The following is a 19,489-nucleotide window of genomic DNA, read 5'->3' on the forward strand; positions in this document are numbered from 1 at the left end:
GACGCCGCCGACCAGCTCTGACGCATCCGTGCAGGTCGGCGGCGGTACACCGTCAATTTTCGGTACCCACAGGTAATTTCAGTCGAGTACGGGGACCCGGTGCAGGAGCAGCAGGGCCACGTCGTCCGGCCGCGAACGCCGTTCGGTCACGTTCAGCGTGAGCAGGTCCGCCATCCGCTCCAGCCCCGCCTGCGGGGTGGCCCTGGTCGGCCCGCCGGTGCGCCGGCTCCAGAGCTCCAGCCCGCCCAGCATCCGCCGCACCGAGTGGTCGTAGTCCTCCGCCCGGTCCTCGACCAGGCCGTCCGTGTACACCAGCAGGGTGTCGCCCACCCCGAGCCGACCCGTCGTCAACGGGTAGGCGGCGCCGGGCTCCACGCCCAGCGGCGGCCCGCCCGGCAGCTCCAGCTCCACGGCCCGGTGCCCCGACACCCGCACCGGCGAGGTGTGCCCGGCCCGCGCACCGGTCAGCTCCCCGGTGGCCGGATCCAGCACCAGGTACAGGCAGGTGGCGAACAGGTCGGTGTCCAGCTCGGCCAGCAGCCGGCTGGTCCGGGCCAGCGTCGCCGCCGGATCGTGCCCGTCGGTCGCGTACGCCCGCAGCCCGCTGCGCAGCTGCCCCATCACCGCGGTGGCCTCGGCGTTGTGCCCCTGCACGTCGCCGATCACCACGCCCACCCGGCCGTCCGGCAGCGGCAGCAGGTCGTACCAGTCCCCGCCGATCTGCATCCCCTCGGTGCTCGGCAGGTACCGCGCCGCCGCCACCACCCCGCGCACCCGCGGCAGGCTGCGCGGCAGCATCGCCCGCTGCAGCTCGGTCGCCCGGTGGTGGTGGGTGTCGTACAGCCGGGCCCGCTCCAGCGACTGCGCCAGGATCCCGGCGAAGGCCGAGTACATCGTCCGGTCCTCCCGGCCGAACACCCGCTCGGTGGCGAAGGTGATCAGGCAGGAGCCGACCTGCCGCCCGGAGGCCACCAGCGGCAGCACCGCCCAGGCCGCCGGAGTCAGCGGCCCCTGCGGCCGCGCACCGCCCGGCTCGCTGAACAGCGGCACCGACCGGGTCAGCGAGGACTGCATCACCCCCGCCGAGAGGTCGTGCAGCCGGCTCAGCTCGCTCCGGTACGGCCCGCCGAAGACCTCGTGCGAGATCGGAAGTAAGCGGCCCTCGTCCACCAGGTCCAGCACCAGCCCCGAGGCGCCCAGCGCCGGCCGGGCGATGTCCGTCATCGCCGTGGTCACGTCCCGCACCGTCACCGCCCGGGAGAGCGTCCTGGTCAGCGCCAGCAGCAGCGCCGAACGCGCCGCCGCCCCGGCCGACCCCTCCCCGCACGGCTGTGACCCGTACGGCTGCGCGGGCGGAGCCGTCCCCACCCGCTGACGGTCCGTCAACAGCCCCGCCACCCGCACCGGCCGCCCGTGCACGTCCAGCATCACCTCGCCGTCCTCCCGGACGTGCGTCAGCTCCCCGTCCGCCCGCACCACCCGGTACGCGAAGCGGTACGGGCCGCCCGAGGAGAGCGCCTCCGCCATCGCCGCCTGCAGGTCCGGCAGGTCCTCCGGGTGCACCAGCCCGGTGATGTCCGGCGCCGGCGCGGTGTCCGCCTCCGGCGGCGGTTCCAGCCCGAACAGCCGGTACGCCCGGGCGTCCCAACTGGTCTCGCCCGTCACCAGGTCCCGCTCGAACGCGCCCGCCCCGGCCGCCCGGGCCGCCAGCGCCAGCAGCGGCCGCCCGGCCGCCGCCGTCCCGGCCCGCACCCCCGGCGGTATGCGGTCGGCCGCCTGCACGTGGTCGATCAGGTGCGACAGCCGGTGCGCGACCGCCTCCGCGAGGGTCTCCAGCACGTCCACGTCCCGGCGCGGCACCGTGCCCCGGTGGGCCAGCGACAGCGCCAGCGAACCGATCGCCACCCCGTCCACCACCAGCGGCAGCACCGCCAGCGCCACCAGGCCGGTGCCCCGGCCGGCGTGCGTGCCCGGATAGTCCGCACCGGTCTGCTCCGGGCTCAGCAGCACCGGCTCCCGGCGCTTCAGCGCCAGCGCGGCGGGCAGCTCCGAGGCCGGGTCCACCAGGCCGTACCGCTCGTGCGCCCACTCCGGCAGGCCGTGCGAGGCCGCCAGCCGCAGCATCCCCTCGCCGTCCGTCAGGTACAGCGCCGACCCCTCGCCCGTGATCCACCCCGGGCCCTCCGACAGGATCGTCCCGAGCAGCTCGGCCGCCCCGTGCGCCCGCAGCAGCAGCCGCACGCAGCGCATCACCGTCCGCGGCCCCTGGGTACGGGCCGCCCCCTCCTCGGAGGCCAGCCACGGCTCGGTCAGGTCCATCGCAGACTCCGGCCCTTCCGCACGCGGGGTAGTGCGCCCATCCTATTTGCGCGCGCCGGGTTTCGGCGGCTGCGCCGCGTCGACGGTGGTTGCACCAGGGGCGCGAGGAACTGCGCGAGTCCGGAAGGCGGCCCAGCGCTCGATCGGGGCAGGCGAGCCAGTTGCACGTGGTGCCGTTCCCCCGCGCGCAGTTCCTCGCGCCCCTGCGGGGCGCTAGCCGCGGGGCGCAACCTGCGGGGCGTTTCCCGCGAAGCGCTTCCTGCGCGGGCGCTAGCCGAGGCGGCGGTGGACGACGACCACGGTGCGGTCGTCGGCGACGTCCGGGGCCACGGCGTCGAGGAGGGCGGTGGCGGGGTCGCCCACCGCGGAGCGGAGCAGCGGGGCGGCGGTGGCGAGCATCCGCCCGATCCCGTCGTCGATGTCCTCGCCGGGGACCTCGACCAGGCCGTCGCTGTAGAGCAGCAGCGAATCGCCGTGGTCGAGCTGGCCGTGCACGGGCGGGTACCGCGACCCGGCCAGGATGCCCAGTGCGGGCCCGCCGTCGGTGGCGAGCAGCCAGCTGCCGCCGTTCGCCCGGTGGTAGTGGGCGGCGGGCGGGTGGCCGGCGTTGAAGAGGCGGTAGCCGCCGTGCGAGGGGTGCAGGGCCAGGTGGACGGCGGTGGCGAACTCCTCCTCCCAGTCGAGCCGGGCGAGGTAGTCGTTGGCGGTGGGCAGGAAGGCCTCCGGCGGCACCGAGCCGAGCAGCATCGCGAAGGCCCCGGAGAGGTGCATCGACCGCGCGGCGGCCCGGCTGCCCTTGCCGGAGACGTCCACCAGCACCACCTCCAGCAGGTCCTGCTCCGGCCGGTGCGAGGCGAGCAGGAAGTCCCCGGAGAAGAAGGTGCCGGAGACCGGCGCCAGCGCCTGGTGGAAGCGCCAGTCGAGCAGCCGGCCGGGGAGGCGCCCGAGCGCGGTGGTCCGCTCGGAGAGTTCGAGCAGCATGGCGTCGCCCCGGGTGCCGCGGAGCCCGAGCCGGCTGCGGTGACGCGAGGTCAGCAGCACGGTCAGCGCGGAGACGATCACCACCCAGGTGGAGCCGGGGGTGAGGCCGAGCGGTTCGCGCCAGAGGAAGCAGGCGCCCAGGCCGAGCGCGACCGGGACCAGCAGGGCCAGCTGACGCCGGGTGTGGAGCAGGAAGCCGCCGAGGATCACCGGCAGCACCAGGGCGGACGGCGGGCAGCCGGTCGGGAAGACCACGGCCAGCAGGGCGAGCAGCAGGGCGAGCACCGAGAGCAGGCCGAGCGCGGCCTTCTCGGCGGACGGGTCCCCGTCCAGGAGCTGGCTGGCCCAGCGTCCGCCGGGCCCGCGCCGCAGCCGGTCCGCGAGCCGGCGTCCGATCGTGGTGACTGCGGGCACCTGACCTCCGCCGGTGGCTGACCTTCCGTCAGGCCACTCTAGGCAGGAACCCCGTGCGGCACCCGCCGGCCTGGGCCAACGGGCCTACCGGCGGCCGGACTACTGCCCGTCGCACTCGCCGTAGGACTCCTGCCGGCGGGCCGGGACGCTGCGCAGCGAGCGGATGCCGAGCGCGATGGCCAGCAGGCGGCGCCCGGTGGAGACGGCGGGCGCGGCGGCCGGGGTGCGGCCGGAGCCGGCGAGGGGGGTGCGCTGCGCCGGGACCAGCCCGGTGGCGGGCCGGGCGGCGGGCGTGGTCTGCGTCATGCGCACGTCCTTCGGACTGGTGTCGGTACGGGTACGTACCGGAAGGCTGTCAGTGTCACCCGGCCTCGGCGACGGTTCGGTATCGAAAACCACCCGAACGGATACCGTTCCCGTGAACTGGTATCTAACCCCCCGTCGGCCAGTTCCGCAGCCCCTCGACCACTACCCCGATCAGCCGCTCTCGAGTCACCGTCAGTTCGGCGCTCAGCCGGAACGCCCCGGCGGCGGCCAGCGAGGCGAAGCCGTGCGCCGTCGAACGGACCGCGCGGGCGGCGTGCACCGCCTCCTCGCCGGTCAGCCCGTAGCCGTCCAGGACGGTGAGGATCACGCCGACCAGGCGGGCGGCCGCGGCGGTCAGTTCGGGGTCGTCCTGGGGGGCCTGCGGGAGGGCGGCGTAGCGGCGCGGGTACCGGTCGGCGTAGTCGAGGTAGGCGCCGAGCAGCGCGGTGGCGGCCGAGTCCCGGCCGAGCCCCCGGACCGCCGCGGCCAGCCGCTCGGCCAGCTCCTCGGTGACCCGGACGGCGACCAGCCGGCGCAGCTCGGCCAGGCCGCCGGGGACGTGCTTGTAGAGCGAGGGGGTGGCGACGCCCGCGCGGGCGGCGACCGAGGCGAGGGTGAGGGCGTCGGGCCCCTGAGCGTCGATCAGCTCCACGGCGTGGTCCACCACGCCGGCGGGGGTGAGTCCGACCCTGGGCATCAGCGAACCTCGTGCAGGAAGGGGAGCAGGGCGTCGGCGGTGGCCTGCGGGTACTCCGCCATCGGGTAGTGCCCGGCACCGTCGATCATCACCTTACGGGCCGTCAGGGCCGCCGTCTGGCGGTCGGCCACCGCCTCCGGGTCCGGGAAGTCCGGGTCCTGGCCGCCCATCAGGACCAGTGAGGGGCAGCGGACCCCCGCCGTCCAGCCCACGGGGGAGGAGTCGCCGGTGACGTAGCCCCGGGTGGCCTTCTTGCGGCCGGGGGTGCGCAGGGCGGCGACCGAGGCCGCCTTGTACGCGGCGAAGTCGGCGGGCTTGGCGCCCGGGTAGGCCTTGTCCAGGTAGAGGCCCCAGAAGGCGGGGACGTGCACCAGGGCCAGGCCCAGGGCCTTGAGCAGGGCGCGCTGGGCGGCCGTCGGCGGCAGGTTCTCCACGAAGGCGTCGATCAGGGCGATCCCGGCGATCCGCTCCGGGGCGTCGGCGGCGGCCCTGACCACGGTGGCGCCGGTGTAGGAGTTCCCGGCCAGCGCGGCGCGCTCGACCCCGAGGTGGTCGAGCAGGGCCAGCACGTCGCCGGCCAGGGCGGCGGGGGAGTAGTCGTCCCAGTCGACCGAGGACTCGCCGAAGCCGCGCAGGTCGAGGGTGATCACCCGGTGGCCGGCCGCGGCCAGCAGCGGGCGCAGGTACCGGTAGACCGTGCGGGAGTCGAGCATGCCGGGGAGCAGGACCACCGGCAGGCCGGTGCCCGGAGTGTCGTCGTAGGCCAGCCGGCCGCCGGGGAGGTCGAGGTACCGGGTCTCGGGGTGCGAAAGCGTCGTCATGCCTCAAAGCTAAGGCTAATAGCCTTAGCCGTCAACGGATGCGGCGGTGCTAGCGTGCGGACCGGAGAAGTCCGAATGCGGAAGGGGCGTCATGCCGTTCATCAACGTCAAGCAGCTGTCCGGCCGGAGCGAGGAGCAACGGGCGGAGATCGCCCGCGAGCTCACCGCGACCTACGCCCGGATCACCGGCGTGAGTCCGGAGAACATCTGGGTGGCGATCGAGGAGGTCCCGGCCGAGAACTGGTCCTCGGGCGGCGAGACCTTCGCGGCCAAGCGCGCCAAGGGCTGACGGCCGGTCAGGCGGGGGGCCGGGTGGGGGCCGGTCGGGGAGGTCAGGGCGCGTCCACCCGGAACGGGTCGTGCTCGGCGAGGAGCTTCTCCAGTCGGGCCTGGTCGACCCGGGTGGTGATCTCCCCCTCCTCCTGACGGTCCCGGATCACCTTCGCGAGGGTGAATGCCGAGGTGATCTCCCAGAGCAGGCCGACCGCGAGGAACGCCCGCATCCAGGCGTTCACCGGCAGGTACAGGACACCCAGGGCGAGGGCGGCGGTGGCCAGCGCGAAGGAGAGCACGGCCTGGGCGTAGTAGGCGTTGGTGGTCCGGGGCTGGGTGGCTGCGGTCATGCTCCCAGGATGGCCAACTCCCTTGCCCCGCACCTGAGTACGGGTGCTCAATCCCGGCCGGTGCGGGGGGCTGAGTACCCGGCCCGGCGGCCCCGGCCCGCGGTGTGCCGGAAAGAGATGGACTGCACCACTCAAGGCGCTTGGAATCATGGGCTCCTAGGATTAACGTTTGATAACGCAGCGCGGTCGGCAACGCCGTACCCGAACGGCACCGTGCGCCGTCGCCTAATCCCACGGCCCTCCCACGGGAGGGTCAGGGAGCCGGGGAACCACGTTCCTTGGGGTGAATCGGCCGGGCACCACCCGGCCGTAGGAGACCTTCCTGCTCCGAACCCGTCAGCTAACCCGGTAGGCGCGAAGGAAGGAAAGGAGCGCGCCTCCGTGGCGTCGACGCACACCCAGGCACACCCCCGGCACGACGGCAGCGGCACCACCCAGCTGCTCGACCACCCCCTCCCGCAGGAGGCGGCCCGGCACCGGATGCCCCGTCAGACCCGCTCCTCCGGCCCGCTGCTCGGCGTCACCGCCATGGCCGCCTCGCTCGGCGCCACCGGCTTCGCGGCCGCCGCCCCGGCCGCCGCCGCTCCCGCCCCGCCCGCCGTCGCCACCGCCGACCAGGCCGACGCGGACCGCACCGACGGGGAGCGTCCGCTCTCCGCCGACCCCGGGCTGGCCCTCGCCGCCCGCATCCAGCAGCAGGCCGACGGCCAGCGCACCACCGCGGAGGAGACCGCCCGGCTGGCCGCCGCGCAGGAGGCCGAGGCCAAGCGCACCGCCCAGGCCGAGGAGCTCGCCGCCGCCGAGGCCGCCGCCGCGAAGGCGGCCCGGGCGGCCGACTTCGCCCTCCCCACCAGCGGGTACCAGCTCACCGCGCACTACGGGCAGTCCGGTTCCTACTGGTCCCACCTGCACACCGGCCTGGACTTCGCCGCCGCCACCGGCACCCCCGTGGTCGCCGTCGCCGGAGGCACCGTCAGCTCGGCCGGCTGGTCCGGCGCGTACGGCTACCGGGTGATCCAGACCCTGCCCGACGGCACCGAGCTCTGGTACTGCCACCTCTCCTCGATCACCGTCGCCTCCGGCCAGGTCGCCCCCGGCACCGTGCTCGGCAAGGTCGGGGCCACCGGCAACGTCACCGGCCCCCACCTCCACCTCGAGGTCCGCCCCGCCGGCGCCACCCCGGTCGACCCGCTGACCTGGCTCCAGGCCCACGGCCTCAACCCCTGACACCCCGTCGGGCCCGCCGCCTCCCCGGCCGCGGGCCCGAGCCGTCGGCCCCGGTGTCAGCCCCGGTCCGTCAGTCCTGCTCCTGCTCCTCGTACCCCTGGGCCGTCAGGTACGCCTCGATCTCCTCGTGCCCCGGCTCCGGAGCCAGGTCCGGGTACTCGTGCACCAGCAGGGCGGCCAGCCCCGGCACCGTCCACTCGCCGCACAGGCGCAGCGCCTCCTCGGCCACCGCCGCCTCGAACGCGTCGAAGTCCCCCGAGAGCTCCTCGGGCATCGGCAGCCCGAGCGCGTTCAGCCCCGCGAGGTTCCGGTAGGAGCGCTGCATCAGCCGGTTCTCCAGCAGCATCCGCGCCCCGTCCGTCGCCATCCCGACCGAGATCACCCGGGTCGGCCCCCACCCGCCGTCCGAGCCGACCTCGTCCAGCCCGGCCAGGGCCCCGTACGCCTCGGCCCGCTGCTCCGGCGTCAGCTCGCGGAACCCGTCCAGCCAGGCCCGCACCGCGCCCTCGTCCGCCGTGTCCACCCCGTCCGCCCGCAGCAGCAGCGCGTACAGCCGCGGCCAGGTCACCAGGTGCGGCTGGCGCAGCAGGCCGCAGAGCAGCTCGCCCTGCCACTCGGCCTCCGCGTGCAGCTTCTCCTGCCGCTTGGCGTTCAGCCGCTTGGTGGCCCGCTGATGGTCGATCAGCAGCTCGACCGCCCTGCCGTACGCCTCCGGCTCGGACTCCGGCTGGACGTACAGGTAGAGCCGCTCGTACAGCAGTTGCTCCAGCACCACGGAGGTCAGCTCCGGGAAGCCGTCGTGCATCCGGCCGTCGCCCAGCTCCAGCAGGGTGAGCACGGTCTGCAGCGCGGGCTCCGGCACCGGCGGCCGGCCCTGTTCGGCGGCCCAGTCGAGCAGGTCGCCGGCGCGGGTACGGGGGCTGAGCAGGAGGTCCTCGTGGTTCACCCTCGTACGGTATCCGGTGACGGACCGTCGGGACGCCGGGGCGCCGGGCCGCCGCCCCGCGTAGGGTCGTGAGGCATGACCCCTGTCCGGCTCACCGGCCCTCGGCTCGCCCTGCGCGAACTGCACGGCACGCCCGAGGAGGCGGCCGCGCTGCACGCCGTCTACGGCGACCCCGAGACCGTCCGCCACCTCGCCTTCGAACCGGCCGACCTCGACACCTGCGCCGACCAGCTGGCCCTCGCCCTCGACCTGTCCGAGGAACACCCCCGCACCGGCTACCGACTGGCCGTCACCCGCCACGCCGACGGCCCCCCGGAGACCGCCCCGCTGATCGGCAGTGCCGTCCTCACCGTGGAGTCCGCCCACGCCGCCTCGATCGGCTACGCGCTGCGCCGGGACACCTGGGGCCGCGGCCACGGCGGCGAGGTCACCGAGCTGCTCTGCACCCTGGCCTTCCGCACCCTCGGACTCGCCCGCCTGGCCGCCCGGGTCGACCCCGCCAACACCGCCTCCGCCCGGCTCCTCCTGCGGGCCGGCTTCCAACTGGAGGGCCGCGTCCGCCGGGACCTGAGGGTCGGCGGACGCTGGTGCGACTCCGACCAGTACTCCCTCCTCGACGACGAGTGGCCCGGCCCCGTCCCCGCCCGGGGGTAGGGAGAACCCCACCCCCCACGCACCGGCGGACCTCATTCCGCCGCCCCGCACCGCCCTGCGACCGTAGGAGCGTGAGCCAGGAGCGGCAGGAAGCGGACGAGGAGCCGGTGATGACCAGTCAGACCCACACCTACGCGGCGCGGTACGGCGGCCGGACGGCCGGCCCGGCCGGCCCCGGCTTCTGGCGGGCGCCGTTCAGTGCCGCCCCCTACCGCGAACTGGGCTTCCTGCTCACCGCGCTCCCGCTCGCGGTCCTCGGCTTCGCCTTCACCGTGGCCCTGTTCTCCGCCGGCCTGGGCCTCCTGGTCACCGTCCTCGGCCTCCCGGTCCTGGCCGCCCTCACCGCCGGCGGCCGCGGCTTCGCCGCGCTGGAGCGACACCGCGCCCGCACCCTCCTCGACACCGAGGTCGGCGACCCGGAGCCGGTCCGCCGGAGCCGCCCCGGCTTCTGGGGCGCCGTGACCGCGGGCCTCTCCGACGGCCTCGGCTGGCGGGCCGCGCTCTACCAGTTCCTGATGCTGCCCTGGTCGATCGTCGCCTTCGTGCTCCCGGTGGTCACCCTCACCGTCGGCTGGGTCCTCGCCGCCTTCCCCGCCTACCAGTGGGTCTTCGCCCGCTACACCGACTGGCCCGGCTACCAGCTCTACGACTTCACCACCGACGCCGGGGTCCACCACGAGTACTACCTGACCTCCAACTGGCAGATCCTCGGCGTCTCCTTCCTCGGCTTCGTCTTCGTCTTCCTCACCCCGCCCCTGGTCCGCGGCCTCACCAACGTCTCCCGCCTCGCCATCCGCACCCTGTGCCGCTGAGGCGCCTCCGCAGGACGCGCGCCCAGGGGCGCGAGGAACTGCGCGAATCGGAGGCATCCGACCGCAAGATCGGGGCAGACGACTCAGTTGCACGTGCTGCCGTGCACGCCCACCCCCACCGTGCTCCGATGATCGAATGAGCACCCCCCTCGTCACCTCCCGCCCCCTCGACGAGTACTGCGCCCTGTTCGGCCTCACCCGCTCCGCCCTCGCCGCCCTCCCGGGCCCGCTCCTGGACTGCCCCGGCGGCACGGCCGGCCTCGCGGCCGAGGCCCGCGCCCTCGGCGTCACCGTCATCGCGGCCGACCCGGTCTACACCGCCACCCCGCCCCAACTGGCCGCCCTCGCCCGGGCCGCCCGCACCCGGATGGCCGACCGGATGGTGACCGCCCCCGAGCTCTACCCCTCGCCCCGGGCCCGCCCGACGGAGCGTTACCTGCGCAGCTGGGACCGCGCCCACGCCCTCTTCACCGCCGACCGCGCCGCCCACCCCGAGCGCTACGTGGCCGCCGCGCTGCCCCGGCTCCCCTTCGCCGACGGCAGCTTCGCGCTCAGCCTGAGCTCCTACCTGCTCTTCGCCTACCCCGAACTCTTCCCGCCCGAGCGGCAGTTGGCGGCCCTGCTGGAACTGGTCCGGGTCACCGCCCCGGAGGGCGAGGTCCGCGTCTTCCCGCTGCACGACGGAGCCGCCCGCCCCTGCCCGCACCTCCCCGCACTCCGGGCCCGCCTGGGCGAACACCGGATCGGCACCGAGGTGCGCCGATTCCCCCGCCCCGAGGACGGCCGCACCCGGCGGGTGCTCATTCTCCGCCGGGCCGACCACCGCCGACGCTCGGCCGCTCCGCCCCGTCCGTGACCGCGTCCCCGCCGCTCGCCTGCGACGGCACCGCCGGCAGCACCGGATCCGCGAGCACCTCCGACGCCGCCGCAGCCGCCGCAGCCGCCGCAGCCGCCACCTCCGAGGCCTCCGGCGCCTCCGGCACCGCCCCTCCGGGCACCGCCGCCTCCACCGCGAGCAGCTTCAGGATCTGCCCCGCCACCACTCGCCGCCGCGAATCCGGCGGCACCGCACGGTCGTTGCGCATCTTGTTCTCCACCGCGAACCGCAGCTCCCGCCGCTGCTCCGGCGCCAACCCGCCGTGCTCCACCGCCGCCTTGGCCGCCAGCAGGGCCTGGAGCAGCACGAACGGCGGCAGCTCGCTGCTCACCGCCCGCAGGATCAGGTGGTAGTTCTCCGGGTCCGGGTCGCCCTGGAGCAGGGCCAGCGCCTGGACCTGGAGGCCCTCGGTCTGGGTGGCGAAGAGCTTCTCCACCTCGGCCGTGGTGAAGTTCAGCTCCCGGGCCCGGGCGCGGGTCTGCCGGACCGAGTCGTCCAGGGTCTGCCGGTCGGCGGTGGAGAGCGCCTTGGCCAGCCGCAGGCGGGTCAGCAGCCAGCCGGAGAGGAAGCCGATCACCGTGAAGTACACCGTCAGCGCCGCGGCGAAGGCCGGGGCGCCGGGGCCGTTCCCGACCACCGGGGCCAGCGCGTGGCCGAGCTCGCGGAGCAGGCCCGGCAGCGAGCCGATCTGGGTCAGCCCGGCGCCCAGCAGGATCTTGGTCAGCCAGTCGGAGACCTGCTCCAGATTGGTGTTGGGCGAGTAACTGCCCGTCGAGGTGGCGCTCATGTCGTCCGGCCGGGACGCCGCCCCGCTGGTCAGCAGCCGCGGGATGCCGAACAGGAAGCCCACCCCGGCCCCCGCCACCGCGAAGGCCGCGGCCACTACCAGCCCGCCGCCGAGGGCCCCGGCCCAGTCCGTCGAGGTCGAGGCGTAGAGCACCAGCCCGAGCAGTCCGGCCCCCACCACGGAGCCCATCCCGACCTTCGCCACGCCGTCCTTGTGCAGGTCCACCGCGCCCACCCCTCCCGAAGTCGCTGCGACTGTAGCGGACCGCCCACCGCCTGGGCAGGGCGTGCACGACCTCTGGCAGGTCGCGTCGGACCGCGCGTCGCGCCGGGCCGGACCGCCCGCGGGAACGCAGACGGCCCGTGGGCTGCTCCTCGCCGACCGCCCCGGTGGGGGACGGACCGGTGAGGCACCGGGGATGTACCGGTGAGCACCACGGGCCGGGTGACTGCTGGGAATTCGCCTGCCGCCGGAGGTCGTACGCCCTCGGGTCCTGCGCAGGCAGGGGCGGCTCTAGCGAGCAGCCACCTCACGCATCCTGAAAGAACTCAACTCAGGATCACCTCCTTTCAGTGTGCGGCCACTGTAGGCAGGAGGGTCCGGAGCGCACAACGGGTTTTCCGCCGGGAACGGCGGAAGGCCCGGCAGACGATGTCTGCCGGGCCTTCCGTGCTACTGAGTAGCGGGGACAGGATTTGAACCTGCGACCTCTGGGTTATGAGCCCAGCGAGCTACCGAGCTGCTCCACCCCGCGTCGGTGAACCCAACAGTACGTGAGAGCTGCGCAGAAGCAAAATCGGTTATCCGGCGGCGGCCGGCAGCTCCCGGTGCCGGCCGCTCCTGGCCCGGGTTCGGGCCCACAGCGCGAAGCAGACCAGCGCGGCGAAGCAGGGCACCATCAGCAGCCCGTACACCAGCAGGAAGCCCCGGGTGCCCTCGCCCGCCGCCGCGTTCCAGGCGCCGTGCAGCGACATCGAGAGCAGCAGGCCCACCGGGGCGGCCAGCCGGGCCGCCCAGCGGCGGCCGGTGGTCAGGGCGATGGCGATGCCCAGCCCGGTCAGCGCGGTGAACAGCGGGTGGGCGAAGGGGGAGAGCAGGCCGCGCAGCACGAAGGTGTGCACGGTGGAGTCGTAGTCCCGCAGGCTCGGTTCGGCGCCCAGGCCGATGCTGTCCAGCCGGTCCTGCTGGTCGTCGGTGAAGGCCCGGCCCAGGTAGAGGGCGTTCTCGGTGAAGGCGAAGCCGCAGGCCGTCACCCCGCCCAGCACCACCCCGGCGGCCAGCGTGCGCGGGCTTGACCGGGCCCGCCGCCGCGCCGGGGTCCGCACCGGACGGCGGAAGTAGGCCGGCCGCAGCCGGGGCCGGAACTCGGGCCGCCGGTACGGGCGCAGCACCCGGACCACCCGGGCCACCCGCCGGGCGGGCAGGTGGGTCCGCCGGGCCAGCACCGCGCAGGTCCGCTCCACGTGGCAGCGCAGCCGCCTGCGCACCGGCAGCAGCAGCATCGCCAGCGCCGCGCCCTTGGCCGCCTCCTCGATCAACGGGGTGGCCACGTCGGCCAGCAGGGTCTCGCCCCGGACGCTGCCCTGACGGGCGATCAGGAAGTCCCCGGCCCAGCCGTTGGCCAGCAGCGCCACCGTGGTGGCCGCACAGGCGCCCCAGGCCAGGCAGAACAGGGTGTGCCGCAGCGGCACCCGCGCGGTCTGGTTGAGCCAGGCCAGTGCCCCCAGCACGAAGGGCAGCGGCAGCAGCGCCAGCCCCAGCCCGACCAGCAGCCCGGTGGTCCCGGTCTGCCGGTGCACCAGCCGCAGGATCAGCACCCCGCACCCGGCCAGCGCGAACGCGGCCAGGGCCGAGGAGAGCGCCGGGTAGCGCAGCGCCGGGCCCGTCGCAGCAGCTGCTCGGCCCGCACGTAGGGGTACCAGTGCAACAGCAGGCCGACCCGCCGCACCCGGGGCCCCGGGATGGTCGCGGGGCCGGCGGTGGACGGGAGCGGATCGGCGGTGGCGGCGCTGCCCCCGCGCGGAGCCGCGGCCGGGGCGGGCCGCCACTGGGCGGACTGCTCACCCGGCACAGGGTAGGGGAACCACCCACCGCTCGGGAGGGCTCCGGGCAACCGGGCATCCGAGGCGGAGCGCCGTGATACGGCGTCAGGCCCCCGTCACCCCGGGGCTCAGCGGCGGCGGAACAGCAGGTCGTGCACCACGTGGCCCTTGGCGATCCCGGCCCGCTCGAACTTGGGTCACCGGCCGCCACTCGGGCCGCGGCGCGTAGCCGGCACCGAACCCGCCGGTGCTCCGCCGGCTCCAGCCAGCCGGTCCCGTCGCCCTCCGGGTGCAGGTTCTCCAGCTCGGGCGAGGCCGACAGCACGGCCAGCATCTGCTCGGCGTACGGCTCCCAGTCGGTGGCGCAGTGCACCAGCGCACCCGGTGCCAGCCGCGGCAGGACCAGCTCAAGGAAGGACTGCTGGACCAGGCGGCGCTTTGTGGTGCTTCGGCTTCGGCCACGGGTCGGCGAAGTACACCCGCAGGACCGGCCAGCGAGGCGTCCGGCAGCATGTCGCGCAGCAGGATCACCGCGTGCGCCGGCCGCCAGGCGGACGTTCTGCGAACCGTTGCGCTCCAGCAGCTGCAGCAGGTTCCCGTGGCCCGGGGTGTGCACGTCGGCCGCCAGGATCCCCGTGCCCGGGTCGGCGGCGGCCATCGCGGCCGTGGTCTCGCCCATCCCGAAGCCGATCTCCAGGGTGACCGGCAGCCCGCCGAACAGCTCCCGCAGGTCCAGCGGAGTCCCGTCGATCGCCAGCCCGTACCGCTCCCAGCCGCGGTCCAGCGCTCCCGCCTGCGCGGGGGTCATCCGGCCCGGCGGGGCTGGAAGCTGCGGATGCGGTGTTCGCGGTGCTGCTCCTCGGTGGCCCGGTGCGGGTACATCGGCGCGGGGTAGCCGGCCGGGGCGGCCGACAGGCGCGCGGACGGGGAGCTCTGGGGTGCGGGGGCGGTGGCAGTCACAATCACCCGAGTCTAGGACACCCCACTCGGTGAGCCGGGGCACACGGGAGGAGCCTCAGGGGCGCGAGGAGACTGCGCGCGGGGGAACAGCAGCACGTGCAACTGGCTCGCCTGCCCTGATCTCACGCTGGTTCCGCCTTCCGTACTCGCGCAGTTCCCCGCGCCCCCGGTGGAACCACCTACGGCAGGGCGGCGAGTGCCGTGCGGCGATTTCGCGGCCGATCGGGAGCGAAGCGGTCGCCGCGGGCGAGGGTGCGTTGAGGACGTGGACGGTGCGGCCGGAGCCGGCGAAGGCGAAGTCGTCGAGGAGGGTGCCGTCCGGGCGACGGCCTGGGCGCGGACGCCGGCGGTGGCGGGGACTAGTCGGCGGCGGTGACGGCGGGGAGCAGACGCTGGACGGCGGTGGTGAAGGCCTTCTTGGAGAGCGAGCGGCTGCAGTTCGCCGAGCTCGTTAGCGCCAGTGCCGCCGGGCGATCTTCCAGGTGCCGGGGAAGCGGGCGTCTCGGCCAGGTCGGGGAGGCTGACGGTGCGCCAGTCGTAGCCCTCGCGGGCCACGCGCCGGCACCGCGTTCGGGCCGACGTGGACGTCGCCGTGGACGGCCCCGGGTGAGGTGGACGCCGAGGAAGGAAGGCCGGGTCCGGTACCCGGGTTAGACCAGGCCCCGCACCAACGACCGGCGCTGCTCGGTGAGTTTCGTAGTACTCGCCGCGGAAGGGGACGATCCGCACCGCCCGGCTCGTCCCCGGCCAGCCGGGCGATCCGTCGCTGTGCAGGCCGGCGCAGTTGACCCTAGCGACCTCGCAGTGGCAGCATCGCGGCCGCCGCGTTGCAGGGTGAGGCCGTCGGCCCGGCGGTCGCCGGAGTGAGCGTGCGTGGAGGTGAGTCTAGCGTCGGCCCACCCGCCCTCGGCGGTGCCAGTTCGTGCGTAGCGCGGCGGGCCACCGTCGGGAAGTCAAGCAGATGTCCGCGGTGTGCCGCTGTGCAGAGCCGTGCCATGTCCGTGACCTCGGGCTCGTGCTCCGCGATGCCGGCCCGAGTCCGAGCTCAGGCGACGGGATGCCGTTGGTGGCCCGGCCGCGTGTCGCCCTGAGACGTGCCAGTCGCGGTGAGTCGTCTGCCCGAGTGTGCCTGAACGATCAGCTTTGCCGGATGACCTCGATGCGCGATGCCCTGCTTCGCGTCAGTGAGCTGCGTCACATCCGTCGCGCTCGTCGCCCTCGTGGCGTGCTCGCCATTCAGGAGCCACGGGCTTGTAGTAGAAGCGCCGCTGTGTGATGACCCGTCTGTTGCGTCGTCTGGTGGAGCGGCGAACTCCGGCTCCTTCTCCAGCAGCGCGAAACCGCACGCCCGGCGCGCGCCGCGGTCCGCGCGTACGCGGTGGTGAGAGCGACGATCGCCCACCACCTACGACGGCGTACTTCTCGCCCATAGAACCGCCCTCGGTCGCCCGCATCCAGCCGACGCGAGCATCACCTAGTGCCGTGCCCCTGCGCGAGTGTGCCCGTCGGCAGCACCCCGCCGGGGCCGGCACTACTCCCAGGCCAGCGTGTCCCGCCATCGCTCCAAGAGCGGGATGCAGGCCTGAAGGTGCGTGCGTCCGCAGAGGACCGCCGAAGACGTTGCTCGGGCGCCGCGCCGGACGGGCGTATGCCGGTGTGGTACCGGCCGTGCGTCGCGTGTAGATCCGGGACTGTTCGGCTGGCGCACGGCGGGCGAGACACGTCGGGAAACGTCGCGCGGGCGGCCTGCTCGTTCCGTCAGGATCATACCACCCAGTGTCGTGCGCCCCGTGTAGTTGTCCCGGAGCGGCTCGCGCGGTCATTCGTGCCCCAGCCCGCCGACGCGTTGCCATGCATCCGGATGGCACGTCCCTCGCCGTGGTGATGCTCGACCCGCTGGTGGCACGGAGGCCGTAACTCGACTCAGTGTCGGCCCCGCTCGGGCGCGACGCTGCCTAGGGGCGGTGTGCCGAGCTCAGACGCGCGCGAAAGTCGTGCTGGTTGAGCTCGGTGCGCATCGCTGAGACGGTGCGACATCGAGCCCGAGCGGTCCACCAGGACCAGCGTCGGCCGGGGTTAAAACAGTCGCGGGGACGTGTGGCGCAGCGAGTGGCCGAGCGCGACGGTCTCCAGCGCAGGTGCCGCGCAGCGGGACTCGCGGCGTGCGCGGTATCGCGGCCAGTACGCGAACGGAACTCGCCGCCGGAGCGCCGCACCTCTCCTCCGGTCGGAGCTGTGGTATGGTCATCCGCCGGGCCACCTCTGCGGCGCGCCTGCTCGCCGATGCCCAGCCCGTCGAAGTTGCGCGAGGTTTGTCCGCGACCAGCGCCATCGGGCCCATGGCGGGATGACGGCTCCCAGTACCGGCCGGCGTCCAGCGTGCCCTGCAGCCATCCGCCAGCGCCTTCCAAGGTCATACCGGCCGCGGCTCAGCCTCTCCGCCGCCACGCCGGGGGTGTCGTCAGTGGTCACCAAGTGCGCGATAGCATCGCCGCTGCTTAGCCAGTGTGGGTGTATCGGGCTCCTCAAGAGCACTTAGCCAAACCCTCCGATAGGTCCGAGCCCCCGCCGCCATCCCAAGTAAACTCCGATGCCGCTGGGTCGCAGACACGGACAAGCAATCCAGTCGATCCACGGCAAGGGCGGGCTCGGCGCTACTGAGGAATCTCTGACTCGGGCCCGTGCCGGCAGGGTCCAGCGCGTAGAGTAACAGCTCGTGCTGACCCGCCAGCTGCGGGTCGGAGCACGTGGGTGGCGCCAACTCGCAGCAGTCGCCGATCGCGTAGCCCTTTGCCGCGTGTGGTGTCGCTTTACCTGTGAGCAGGACGTGGCCGGTGTAGAGGCGCGCTGACGGACGATCGGCCTTGACGCGCGCTGTCACGGCTTGAGGAGCACGCCCCGGGCCGTAGTCGAGGGATGTCCAGTACTCCAGCGCAACTCCTCCTTGGCCCTTCCTACTGTGGCTACGGTCCGTCGTGAGCGGCATCCGCCGAAGTTCCACCTGTCTCGCCGATAAAAAAGCTCCCGGAGCTTGCTGACCCGTTGTTGGCATCGGGACGGTGTTGCATCGCAGAGCATAGTTAGGCACTAAGAAGTCTAGGGTCAAGGCTCCGGCCGTGAAGCCTGGGGCGCAAGACCCCGGCGTCGAGAAGCGGAGCCCGGAGAGTGAACTCCGGGGCTGGGGTCGCGGCAAGCACTGCCAGACCAGGGCGGCGGTGACTCAAAGCCTTCCCCGTTCACCGTAGCGTAGCCACAGCGGATGCACGGGCCAGGTCCACTATTACCGTCATCGCTTGCGTCAGCCTCGCCACAGGTCTGGTAACCAAACCTAGGATTTAAGCGGATCGTCCCGTCGGCGGCCTGCTCGTAGAACGCAGCGCAACTGTTCTGCCGACTCAGTGTTTGCTCAACCCTGATCGCCTCAAGCAGGAATACTCGGAGCGGGCGACACGAGGTAGCCGCGGTGACGCCGTTGTGTATTGGTCGTCACCGCCCCGGCCGGTCAACAACACTAAAAAAAGGGCGGAGAACGCCCGTAAGCCGGAGCCGAAACCCGGAAGCGCGCGGGCAACTAAGGCCCGCCGGCGGATTTGAATCCGGACATGCTGGACATCACTCAGAAACCTCGTGGGAGACCCTTGGGGTGCGGGCCCCCGAGTGAGCGAGAGCGTCCAGAAGACAGCGCGGCGGAAAAAAAGGCGTTGCGTGTTTGCTCTCCCGAACGAGGCTACACAGCATGCCGGAGCGGCATGCGGATGTTACGAAACCGTCAGAATCCCACCGAGCCGAGTAGCCCCCACCTTGAGCACGCTGTACCTAGGAGCGTAGACAAACCTACGGCGCGGTATAAGGGGCTACGTGGATTTTACTGGATGAATAAACTCATTTAATTAGCACGGGAGCGACCAGCCATCAGGCGGGCCGTTCCGGTGAAGTTCGAGCGGACCCCCAATGGGCGGTTCCTACCTGGTTGCGTAACAGCTCCGGGCGAGCGTAGCAGACTACCACACGTAACCTAAGTGCCGGATGCTCTACGCGCTGCGGAAGTACTATCCTGCGCTCCACGTCGCACCTTGCCACGTTTCGAAGTCCGAGCTGATCCACACGCACATCGTCACATATTAAGAATCGCCTTCACTCGAAGTCCTCATCCATACGCGTGTGGATTATCTATCTAATAAAATATCAGCTTAATCCTTGCGAGCGTACAGAACGTCCAAGACTTTGATAAAAGTTTCTGTACGTCCCATTACACGATCAGCCGAGTCGTCGGGCGTGAACTGACGGAACCCTTCGAGCAGCTCGCCCAGTCCCTGAAGCACTGCGCGGCGTCGGCGGCCACCGGTCGTAGGCGTAGAATCAAAATCCAGGCAGATCGGAGTCGCCCCGCCCGCGCGCGCTCCAGGCGCTCTATCGGCGGCGGAGAAGCGCCCCCTGCGCAGACGCGGCGTTCCCTGTTCCGGGCGTGCGCGCGGTAAGGCCTCCACCAGGTTGAAGAAGCTCATGGTGCGCGCGGGTGCCATCCCCCTATATTTTGCGCTCCAGCGCGGCCTGGGCGAAGTCGACCCGCGGCTCCTCCGCGAAGCGCGGTAGCGAGGGCCTGAAGCTCATCGAGGCTAGCACGGTAGCCGCCAGCGGCACGTCGGAGGCCGTCCCTGGGCCAGCCGCCAGGGCCTGGAGTAGTCCAAGCTGGGCCGCCTCGTGCTGTCCCGGTGTCGACAGGCGCATCCACCCGGCCAGCCGGGTCATATCGGCCGTCGCGCCGACAGCGCCCGGCCACCGCGTCGCTGTGACGGCCGAGCAGCAGCAGGCTGCCCCTCCCACCCGCAGGGCACTCCATGGCAGCCATCGAGGAACGCCAGTGCCTCCAGCCCGCCGTGTGTACTTGGAGTCCCAGCGCCGGGCCTCGCTGGCCGCCTCGTGCAGCAGCTTGGCCGCGTTCCGGTGCCCCACCCGGTAACCGCTCGGGTCGCCACCCCCGGCCATCCCTGGCGACCGAACCGTCCGCCTGGGGTGATCAGCC

General features: G+C 73.2%; 16 protein-coding genes, 1 tRNA gene, 2 pseudogenes and 1 riboswitch. Of the genes and pseudogenes, 5 read left to right on the forward strand and 14 right to left on the reverse strand.

Annotation, left to right across the window (positions count from 1 at the left end; translation table 11 throughout):
* Nucleotides 1-78 precede the first annotated feature (78 nt).
* From ABD946_RS16885 to ABD946_RS16905, 5 genes are all read right to left on the reverse strand, one after another.
* Entirely contained in the window at nucleotides 79-2,319 is a 2,241-nt protein-coding gene (locus tag ABD946_RS16885; RefSeq protein ID WP_345284385.1) for a SpoIIE family protein phosphatase, read from the reverse strand.
* A 270-nt stretch (nucleotides 2,320-2,589) separates the two neighbouring features.
* Complete coding sequence (locus ABD946_RS16890; RefSeq protein ID WP_345284387.1) at nucleotides 2,590-3,714, reverse strand: PP2C family protein-serine/threonine phosphatase; 1,125 nt, start codon at nucleotides 3,712-3,714, stop codon at nucleotides 2,590-2,592.
* Between the two features lie 99 nt (nucleotides 3,715-3,813).
* The gene (locus tag ABD946_RS16895) at nucleotides 3,814-4,020 is read right to left on the reverse strand and encodes a hypothetical protein (RefSeq protein ID WP_345284389.1); all 207 of its coding nucleotides are present in this window, start codon (nucleotides 4,018-4,020) and stop codon (nucleotides 3,814-3,816) included.
* Between the two features lie 124 nt (nucleotides 4,021-4,144).
* Nucleotides 4,145-4,717, reverse strand: a complete 573-nt coding sequence (locus ABD946_RS16900) for a TetR/AcrR family transcriptional regulator (protein WP_345284390.1) — start codon at nucleotides 4,715-4,717, stop codon at nucleotides 4,145-4,147.
* Nucleotides 4,717-5,538 carry an alpha/beta fold hydrolase gene (locus ABD946_RS16905; RefSeq protein WP_345284392.1) on the reverse strand — a complete coding sequence of 274 codons (822 nt, stop codon included), beginning with the start codon at nucleotides 5,536-5,538 and terminating at the stop codon, nucleotides 4,717-4,719. Before ABD946_RS16905 ends, ABD946_RS16900 begins: the two co-directional genes overlap by 1 nt.
* 91 nt (nucleotides 5,539-5,629) lie before the next feature.
* On the opposite strand from ABD946_RS16905, the gene ABD946_RS16910 reads away from it, so the two are divergent.
* Nucleotides 5,630-5,827, forward strand: a complete 198-nt coding sequence (locus tag ABD946_RS16910) for a tautomerase family protein (RefSeq protein ID WP_345284394.1) — start codon at nucleotides 5,630-5,632, stop codon at nucleotides 5,825-5,827.
* A gap of 43 nt (nucleotides 5,828-5,870) precedes the next feature.
* Here ABD946_RS16910 and ABD946_RS16915 read toward each other — a convergent pair whose 3' ends face one another.
* Nucleotides 5,871-6,161: a YiaA/YiaB family inner membrane protein gene (locus ABD946_RS16915; protein WP_345284396.1), complete on the reverse strand. Its 291-nt coding sequence runs from the start codon at nucleotides 6,159-6,161 to the stop codon at nucleotides 5,871-5,873.
* Between the two features lie 212 nt (nucleotides 6,162-6,373).
* Nucleotides 6,374-6,530, forward strand: a riboswitch (cyclic di-AMP (ydaO/yuaA leader).
* 12 nt (nucleotides 6,531-6,542) lie between these two features.
* Between ABD946_RS16915 and ABD946_RS16920 the strand changes: the two genes are divergently transcribed.
* Nucleotides 6,543-7,388, forward strand: a complete 846-nt coding sequence (locus ABD946_RS16920; RefSeq protein WP_345284398.1) for a M23 family metallopeptidase — start codon at nucleotides 6,543-6,545, stop codon at nucleotides 7,386-7,388.
* A gap of 70 nt (nucleotides 7,389-7,458) precedes the next feature.
* On the opposite strand, the gene ABD946_RS16925 is transcribed toward ABD946_RS16920, so the two are convergent.
* Complete coding sequence (locus ABD946_RS16925) at nucleotides 7,459-8,334, reverse strand: hypothetical protein (RefSeq protein WP_345284399.1); 876 nt, start codon at nucleotides 8,332-8,334, stop codon at nucleotides 7,459-7,461.
* 75 nt (nucleotides 8,335-8,409) lie between these two features.
* On the opposite strand from ABD946_RS16925, the gene ABD946_RS16930 reads away from it, so the two are divergent.
* The 3 genes from ABD946_RS16930 (at nucleotide 8,410) to ABD946_RS16940 (ending at nucleotide 10,656) form a co-directional block, all read left to right on the forward strand.
* Nucleotides 8,410-8,988 (forward strand): GNAT family N-acetyltransferase, encoded by a 579-nt coding sequence (locus tag ABD946_RS16930; protein WP_345284401.1) that lies wholly within the window; start codon nucleotides 8,410-8,412, stop codon nucleotides 8,986-8,988.
* 110 nt (nucleotides 8,989-9,098) lie between these two features.
* A complete protein-coding gene (locus ABD946_RS16935) occupies nucleotides 9,099-9,800 on the forward strand; it encodes a sensor domain-containing protein (RefSeq protein ID WP_345284403.1) in 702 nt (233 codons plus the stop codon).
* A 136-nt stretch (nucleotides 9,801-9,936) separates the two neighbouring features.
* Entirely contained in the window at nucleotides 9,937-10,656 is a 720-nt protein-coding gene (locus ABD946_RS16940) for a class I SAM-dependent methyltransferase (protein WP_345284405.1), read from the forward strand.
* Here the strand turns inward: ABD946_RS16940 and ABD946_RS16945 are convergent.
* The 7 genes and pseudogenes from ABD946_RS16945 to ABD946_RS42755 form a co-directional block, all read right to left on the reverse strand.
* Nucleotides 10,601-11,689, reverse strand: a complete 1,089-nt coding sequence (locus ABD946_RS16945) for a hypothetical protein (RefSeq protein WP_345284407.1) — start codon at nucleotides 11,687-11,689, stop codon at nucleotides 10,601-10,603. The genes ABD946_RS16940 and ABD946_RS16945 overlap by 56 nt on opposite strands.
* 455 nt (nucleotides 11,690-12,144) lie before the next feature.
* Nucleotides 12,145-12,218: transfer RNA gene (locus tag ABD946_RS16950), tRNA-Met, on the reverse strand.
* Nucleotides 12,219-12,264: 46 nt separating this feature from the next.
* Nucleotides 12,265-13,281, reverse strand: a complete 1,017-nt coding sequence (locus ABD946_RS16955; protein WP_345284409.1) for a PrsW family intramembrane metalloprotease — start codon at nucleotides 13,279-13,281, stop codon at nucleotides 12,265-12,267.
* Nucleotides 13,275-13,535 (reverse strand): hypothetical protein, encoded by a 261-nt coding sequence (locus tag ABD946_RS16960; RefSeq protein ID WP_345284411.1) that lies wholly within the window; start codon nucleotides 13,533-13,535, stop codon nucleotides 13,275-13,277. Before ABD946_RS16960 ends, ABD946_RS16955 begins: the two co-directional genes overlap by 7 nt.
* Before the next feature lie 99 nt (nucleotides 13,536-13,634).
* Nucleotides 13,635-13,737, reverse strand: a pseudogene (locus ABD946_RS42745) (tRNA (guanosine(46)-N7)-methyltransferase TrmB); the annotation flags it as partial.
* A gap of 109 nt (nucleotides 13,738-13,846) precedes the next feature.
* A pseudogene (trmB, locus tag ABD946_RS42750) lies at nucleotides 13,847-14,314 on the reverse strand (tRNA (guanine(46)-N(7))-methyltransferase TrmB); the annotation flags it as partial.
* Entirely contained in the window at nucleotides 14,311-14,466 is a 156-nt protein-coding gene (locus ABD946_RS42755; protein WP_425558639.1) for a hypothetical protein, read from the reverse strand. The gene ABD946_RS42755 and the pseudogene trmB, both read right to left, overlap by 4 nt.
* Nucleotides 14,467-19,489 lie beyond the last annotated feature (5,023 nt).

Origin of the sequence: Kitasatospora albolonga (assembly GCF_039535905.1) — a bacterium.
GTDB classification, from domain to species: Bacteria; Actinomycetota; Actinomycetes; order Streptomycetales; family Streptomycetaceae; genus Kitasatospora; species Kitasatospora albolonga.